This window comes from Micromonospora sp. NPDC047738 (assembly GCF_040642675.1).
Taxonomy (GTDB): domain Bacteria; phylum Actinomycetota; class Actinomycetes; order Mycobacteriales; family Micromonosporaceae; genus Micromonospora.
Map to the genome: position 1 here is coordinate 22,281 of NZ_JBEYSO010000053.1, position 6,602 is coordinate 28,882.

A 6,602-nucleotide genomic window follows, 5' to 3' on the forward strand; every position below is an offset into this window, starting at 1 on the left:
TTCGAATCCTCTACCCGCCACCAGGGACTGACAAGGCCCCTGACCTGCGAAAACGCAAGTCAGGGGCCGCTGTCGTCTCCTGACGAGGTTGGCCGTCGTTGCCCCCCTTCGTCCGGCCGATCGGGCACGCAACGGGCACGAGAAGTTGTGGAGGTCAGCGGTGGCCAACGACGAGTCGGTCGACGAAGGTGTGCCGCCTGGCGGGCTCCGTGAGTGGGTGATGAGGACCGGTGTCACTACCAGGACGATCACCTTGCGATCTGGGGAGCGATACTCCTTCGCCAGGGAAGCGCTCGACGACACGGTGCGCCAAGTTGAGTCGCGCTTTATCCCTATGGCTGTTGAGCATCTGTCGTATCTGCCTCCACTCGGCCGCATCTACCGGGCAGAGGTCGTGGAAGACGACACCGGCCACGCGGATCTGATCTTCCGCGCTCGCGAGCTTCATCGGCGGCGGTCGCGTGACCTTACGTTGCGTGAGATCCCGGTTGACGGTGAACCGAACCAACCGGACATCGACCTCCAACTGTCGGCCGAGCCACGGAACTTCGAGCCTGCGGACTGGGAAGAGCTGACGGAAACGGCTCCGATACAGCTTCGCCACACTGCGGCCTGGTCAGAGCTACCACCTCTCATCTGGATCCTTTCTTCAATAGTCACGTGGGGCGTAGGCGAGTTTGCCAAGGCCTTTGTCGCGAGGTTTGGAGAGAACTTTGCCGACCGTTTGCCTTCCTGGTTGGTCGCCGCCGGAAAGAAGGCCAAGGATTCGGATCGCCATAATTTGCTTGAGTTCCGGTTTGAGACCTCGCTAGGCATTCTGGTTACCGCCTATATTCCCTTCGACCCTCAGGCAGCGGACGCGGTGGAGAAGCTGCGCGACGGACTGGACGGGCTTGGTGCCGTAGGGGACTTTGCGGGCTACGTGAACCAAGGCGGTGGGGAAGACCTCCAGCTCGCAGCTTTTATATTCGACTCCGGCGAGTTCAGGTTGGCTTGGTGGGCCTCGCCAGATACGGCATACGTCTCGCCATGGTTCGAGCGCCATTACCCTGACCCGACGCTATTCCTCGGCCGGCCTGTTCTTGCCCCCAAGGAGGAGGACGACCAAGAGGTGCGTGAGCTGCCGGTGCCGGAGCAGCCGCGAGCTGCACGGCGCCAACCACACGGTTCGTAGCCTCGGCGGCCCCGTCCAGAACTGTCCGCATCCGGCTCGGGCACCTGGTTCTACGGCTCCCGCTGTCCGCGTCCGTCGCTGTCAGGGCCGTTGCTGTCAGCCGTTGCTGTCAGCCGTTGCTGTCACCGGCGGTCAACGTCAGCTTGGGAATTGTCGATCTCCGGGAGGCTACGGGCTTGGTGGCCTGGTCTCGGCAGTCTCGCATGGCCTCGGCTGGCCCTTGTCCTCGCCCAATGGCACGCTAATGGCACGCCACGGTCTGGCACGCTGCCTACAACTCCTCAGGAGTGGGTCGAAGCAGACCTAGTTGCGGGTCGAAGCAGACAAGGCCGTGCTCGGCGGCAATTCGTGCGGCACCGGCCGACACCTCTTCACAGCGGCTGAACACCATCGGGAAATAAACGATGGGTCCCGATGCCTCCCTGATCAGTGGCCCGGTCGACCACGGACTCCGCTCATCCTCAGTAAGGTCAACCCATCTCTCAAGAAGGGCCTCCACGTAGGCTCGGACACGCGGGGTCGGCGGCGTTCGCCCCTCGCCGGTGTACCGCTCGCGGAGTGCCTTGAAGGTCGCCAGCGCTGCGGCGTTGTCAGCAGGCCTGTGACCTTCCCACACCGCCAGGTCGTAACTCATGAGCGGAGTGTGCCAGCCAGCGCTGACATGTCGCGCAGCGGCTACGGGGTGAGCGGTGGAAAGCGGATCTCCTCGTCGGGCAGTCGCCAGACCGTCCAGCCTCCCCGGCCCGGGACCAGGGCCCGGCGATCATCGGGCGGAGGGCCATCGCGGGCAGCGTCGCGGGGGATGTCTCGATGGTGACGCGAACCAGGGTCGGCAACCGGCGAACCACCCAGCCCGGGAGCGATGAGCCTCAGTCACCGCTCTGCCTGTCAACGATCATCGCTTGTTGTTCTGCCGTCGGGTCGGGCCGGCTGGAGCATCGGTCGTATCGTCGCTGGCGCCTCGGGGTGGCGCCCCCGGCGTGTTGTTCGCGCCACTGCCCAGCGCTGTCGGTGCGCAGGCGGCGATCAACCATGTTCATGGCTTCCGGCTCCGTATCGAACTCCCAGCGCAGCACTTTTCCCGTCTCGGTGTCCCCGGCGCTGGCAAAATCACCGTCCACCGCGTCTGGCGGACGAGCCACACATCGCGGCGCGCCAGACGCCCCCACACGCCTGCATCGGGGCCGGACAGGTCATTCGCAGCGGTCTTCGGCGCCTCGGCCGTAGGGCTCGCAGCAGTCGGGGCGGCGCCGGTACACGCGCAGGTCGCGGCCGTGCCGGTGGCCGTACTCGGGCGTGATCTCGTACAGGCAGGCTTGCCACACGACAGTTTCCCCGCCGCCGGGGACCACCTGGCCGTCACCTGGCCCGCCGTGCAGTAGCACGTCCACCCTCCGACCGTACGCGCGATGGGGGGCGGGACGCGGCGTACGAGACTTTGCCGTCCGAGCGGGCGGCGCTGCGGGTGGGACAGGCCCCCGCAACTGAATCCGCTGCGGGGCCGGTCGTCGGTGGCCTGCGGCTGTAGCTGCTCCACCTGCGCGTGGCCGTGGCCAGCGGCCGAGCGATGACCTCGTCGACCGGTTCAGGTCGTCGTCGACCCGGCCGCACGCCAGCACAAGACGATGCGCTGTGGATTAATTTTGGCGGGTGTGGATAACGCTCTGATCATGGACGAATCTGCTAGTGCTCTGGCACTACCAGGTTGTCGTCCTGGTTTGCGGAGCCGTTCTGCGAGCAACCAGCCCTGCCCGATCCGGCGGCCAGAGCGCCCCGCCCGTCCGTCGCCTGATGGCGGGCGACTGAGTGCGGAGCGCCGGCTCGGAAGGCAGCTTCGATCAGCTGTGTGCCCGGCGTCCTTCCCTCCTTGCCCGGCCCGGCGCGCGCCATGCTGCGACCCCTTCGGTGGCGCATTCGCTGTCGCGGATCTCCGCCCGCGGCAACCCACGTCTCTCCCACGATGGGGTGGGGGCGGGGATGAGCGGCATTTGCGCCCGGCGTGGTCGGGGCTGGACGTGACTTCAGCCCGCGGGCGGGCGAGCGCGGGGGCGGACCCGGTGCTGCGTCGGCCGGTTGCGCCGATGCTCGCGGCGCCCGTTGACGTGGTCCCTGAGGGCCGGGACCTGGTGCATGAGCCGAAATGGGACGGGTGGAGGTGCATCGCCTTCCGCGAGAGCGGCGGGGTGTACCTGCAGTCGCGGGCCGGCCGGAACCTGACGACCTACTTCCCGGACATCACCCGGGCGATCCGGGCGGCCGTCCCGCCCGGGGTGGTGCTGGACGGTGAGCTGATCGTCTGGGAGCGCGGCCGGACCAACTTCGCCCAGCTCCAGCGACGTGTCACCGCCGGGCGGGACCTGCTGCGCCTGGCACGCGAGTGCCCCGCCCACTACGTGCTGTTCGACCTGCTCGCCGACGGGCAGGCAATCATCGATCTGCCGCTGTCGCAGCGGCGGACCCGGCTGGAGCGGCTGCTCGCCGACGCGCCAGCGCAGCTCACCGTGACCCCGCAGACGGCGGACATGCGGCAGGTGGCGGACTGGCTGCTGAACTGGACCGTCGCCGCGGGCATCGAGGGCGTGGTGAGCAAGCGGCTGAATGGCTGTTACGAGCCTGGCCGGAGAGGCTGGTCGAAGTTTCGGACCCGGATTGTCACCGAGGCGATCGTTGGTGGGGTGACCGGCAGCATCAGCAGACCGGAGACGGTGCTGCTCGGCCGGTTTGATCGGCGGGGACGGCTGCGGTACACAGGTCACTCCCACTCGCTGACCACCGACCAGCGTGCCGCGCTGGCCGAGCTGCTGTCGCCGTCACGCATGCCGCGCCGCGGCGCAGTCGCCCACCCGTGGCCGAATCCGCTGCCCGCGTCCTGGTCCGGCCAATTGGACCGGCCAGAGCCGCTGCCGTACGTGCAGGTGGAGCCGACCGTGGTGGCAGAGATCGACGCCGACGTCGCCTTCGAACACGGACGCTGGCGCCATCGCGTGCGGTACGCGCGGGTCCGGCCGGACATGTCGGTGTACGACGTGCCGCTGCTGCTCGGCGAGGAGGAGGGCTACTTCGGCGACCTGGGGTGAGTGTCCGTGGGCCTGCTGATGAGCAGCGGGTGCTGCCGGATCCGCTGCAGCACACCTCAAACAGTCGCCTGAGCCCGAGCCGCCTACATCCGCTTCTGCCGATCTGCCGACGTCACCGATCGCCGAGGTTGGCCTCGAGGCCGCCAGGCTACTTTCCATGACTAGGGGCTATGCCTGGTGAGTCAGCCAGATGAGCTCGCCGTGGGCGTCGTCGGTCTGGCCAGATCGCTTGAAGCCGGCTCGTTCAGCGACAGCGATCGACTTCAGGTTGTCCGGGGCGGCTCGAATGACGAACTCGACGACGGGTCGTCGCGCCTGGGCGGCCTGCATGGCGAGCCGAACTGCACGGGTTGCGTAGCCATGCCCTCTCCACTGCGGGTACAGCGCGTAGGTCAGGTTGACCTGCCCTGTGCTGAGGTAGTCCAGGCCACGCTGGACGCCAACACATCCGCAGAGGACGCCGGTGCCGAGATCTTCGATTCCCAGATCGACGACATCACCGTCGGATGCCCACGCCCGCGAGTTCGTCTCGAGCCACGCCTCAATCTGGCTTCGTGATGATGGTTCGCCGCCGCCGAGCCGCTCGATGATGGCCTCGTCGCAGCCAGCCAGGTGCGCGTCAGCATCGCTAACGGCCAGAGGGCGCAGGCCGATGCGGTCGTCCTCGAGCACAAGCTGGGTTGTGGTTTCGTGGTGTTGCACCGGATCCATGAACGACGAACCTATTTAGGTGGTCATGGTGCAGCAACCACGTTTCCAGCCGCCATCGCATGTCCGACCATGCCGCCGACAACGCGCGCCGGATGGCTCCGCCACCATCGCGCTTCTGCAGCTCAGTGCCTCATCGCAGTAGCCGGTCACCGAGTGCAGCGGGCAGCGAGTTCGACAAGATCTCGTATGCCGGGTCCCGGCGAAGCCAAAGCACCGTGCCGCGCTTCGGCTGACCTCCAGACATGGCAGAACTCTATAGCCGAGGTAGCGACTTGCGGCTCCTGACCAGGTGCACGCTTCTGGCGCCGTCCCTGCGCGTCAGCCGCGCGTGGCCCCTCACTGCGGGTGGGCGGCGCTTCGCGACGCTCGGGCATCCTGAACTGCCGACGTGAGCGCGTTCTCCCGGCCATTTCGCATAGCAATAGTGGTCAGTTCACGCGGGCAGGTCGGGATCTCCGCCGAGAATTTTCAGGGCCTCCGCCAAGGCCAAATCGACGACCGGCGGAAAGGACAAGGGAGTGGGCGACCCGGCTTCGTTTGCTCGAACCGCAATTTTAGGCTTCCTGATGCTGGCCCGTTGCTGCGGGAGAACGAGATATGCCGGCCACGGCATCATAGGCGGACGCAAAAGCATGTCCCAGCAATTGCGCACCATCGCTTGGTTCACAAGGGCGGTTTGCTCAATGGTCAAGTTAGTCGGTGTGGCGACCAGCGGCTGAATGGGGGTGATTGTGAGCAACCGCGAGGGCGTGATCGGCACGTGCACCTCGTGTAGATCCGGGAGGAGTACCGGGCTAGAGAAGTCGAGTTCACCGGTTGCGCTGACCGTGACCACGGGAGCGTCACCTGTAACCAGCACCGGGTCCGGCGAGGAGGTCAGCAGCCAGTGCATATCGAGCAGGAGGCGCTTGATCCTGTCTGCCTCCCGAACCATGGTCCGCAGCATCGACGGAGTGTCAGTCCTGCGCATGACCTCCGGGGTGCGCCTGGCAATGTCGTGATACATGGCCGTGAGGTCCCCCCTCGCCTTCACCGCGGGATCCATCTCGATGGCACGTTGAAGCACCATGCTCGCGAAGATCAGCGGGCCCACGTGGGAGTTCACCTCCTGCATAGTGCGGCGGACAGCCACCGTGCGGACCATCTGCGTCGCGACGAAAGTGGCAAGTGTGGCCCGGCCTGGGCCCGGAGGCGGAAGGACTCCGTCTCGAAGTGCGTACATGACCTCCCCGACCGGATTCTCGATCGAGTGCGAGAACCATTCCTCAAGGGAATCATCCGGTTGACCGAGTTCGCCGACATCGTAAAAATCCACTTCGACGGTTGCCTTTTTGATAGGCATACGCTCTTCCGTGCCGTTGCGATGCCGCGCCAGCAGGATGTCTTTGTCGAGCTTCTTTCTTCCGCAAAAGCCACGCAGATATAGCTTCGGCACGGTGTGATGATCGCGGCTAACCTGCTCAGACATTCCCCAATTATGGCAGACCTCTTCAAATCACGGCGGCTGCCGCCTCTGCGGGCGAACGAGTCCGCAAGCGGTGCTCCCATCAGCGTAAGTCGTTTTGTGTCAAGCTTCTGGTCGGTGCCTCGGCCGTCGTCTGTCCCTGCATAGCGGTGATGGGGTTGGTTCCCAGCAACGT

The 6,602-nt window shown here is 66.0% G+C and carries 7 protein-coding genes; 2 read left to right on the forward strand and 5 right to left on the reverse strand.

The window, feature by feature from the left end; translation table 11 throughout:
* The first annotated feature begins 160 nt into the window (after positions 1 to 160).
* Positions 161 to 1,174 carry a hypothetical protein gene (locus tag ABZ783_RS35980; RefSeq protein WP_357447173.1) on the forward strand — a complete coding sequence of 338 codons (1,014 nt, stop codon included), beginning with the start codon at positions 161 to 163 and terminating at the stop codon, positions 1,172 to 1,174.
* Positions 1,175 to 1,445: 271 nt separating this feature from the next.
* Here the strand turns inward: ABZ783_RS35980 and ABZ783_RS35985 are convergent, their stop codons facing one another.
* From ABZ783_RS35985 to ABZ783_RS35995, 3 genes are all read right to left on the reverse strand, one after another.
* Positions 1,446 to 1,808 carry a hypothetical protein gene (locus ABZ783_RS35985; protein WP_357447176.1) on the reverse strand — a complete coding sequence of 121 codons (363 nt, stop codon included), beginning with the start codon at positions 1,806 to 1,808 and terminating at the stop codon, positions 1,446 to 1,448.
* A 235-nt stretch (positions 1,809 to 2,043) separates the two neighbouring features.
* Positions 2,044 to 2,295, reverse strand: coding sequence for a hypothetical protein (locus ABZ783_RS35990; RefSeq protein ID WP_357447179.1), 252 nt, complete (start codon positions 2,293 to 2,295; stop codon positions 2,044 to 2,046).
* A gap of 72 nt (positions 2,296 to 2,367) precedes the next feature.
* Entirely contained in the window at positions 2,368 to 2,565 is a 198-nt protein-coding gene (locus tag ABZ783_RS35995) for a hypothetical protein (protein WP_357447182.1), read from the reverse strand.
* A 624-nt stretch (positions 2,566 to 3,189) separates the two neighbouring features.
* Between ABZ783_RS35995 and ABZ783_RS36000 the strand changes: the two genes are divergently transcribed.
* On the forward strand, positions 3,190 to 4,251 hold the full coding sequence (locus ABZ783_RS36000) for an ATP-dependent DNA ligase (protein WP_357447185.1): 1,062 nt from the start codon (positions 3,190 to 3,192) through the stop codon (positions 4,249 to 4,251).
* A gap of 168 nt (positions 4,252 to 4,419) precedes the next feature.
* Here the strand turns inward: ABZ783_RS36000 and ABZ783_RS36005 are convergent, their stop codons facing one another.
* Together ABZ783_RS36005 and ABZ783_RS36010 are read right to left on the reverse strand one after the other, a co-directional pair.
* Positions 4,420 to 4,962 (reverse strand): GNAT family N-acetyltransferase, encoded by a 543-nt coding sequence (locus tag ABZ783_RS36005; RefSeq protein ID WP_357447188.1) that lies wholly within the window; start codon positions 4,960 to 4,962, stop codon positions 4,420 to 4,422.
* 433 nt (positions 4,963 to 5,395) lie between these two features.
* On the reverse strand, positions 5,396 to 6,430 hold the full coding sequence (locus tag ABZ783_RS36010) for a DUF4238 domain-containing protein (protein ID WP_357447191.1): 1,035 nt from the start codon (positions 6,428 to 6,430) through the stop codon (positions 5,396 to 5,398).
* Positions 6,431 to 6,602 lie beyond the last annotated feature (172 nt).

Bases quoted from the DNA above. Each gene is read 5' to 3' on its own strand.
- ABZ783_RS35985 (WP_357447176.1), bottom strand. From the start codon at position 1,808: ATGAGTTACGACCTGGCGGTGTGGGAAGGTCACAGGCCTGCTGACAAC.
- ABZ783_RS36005 (WP_357447188.1), bottom strand. From the start codon at position 4,962: ATGGATCCGGTGCAACACCACGAAACCACAACCCAGCTTGTGCTCGAG.
- ABZ783_RS36010 (WP_357447191.1), bottom strand. From the start codon at position 6,430: ATGTCTGAGCAGGTTAGCCGCGATCATCACACCGTGCCGAAGCTATAT.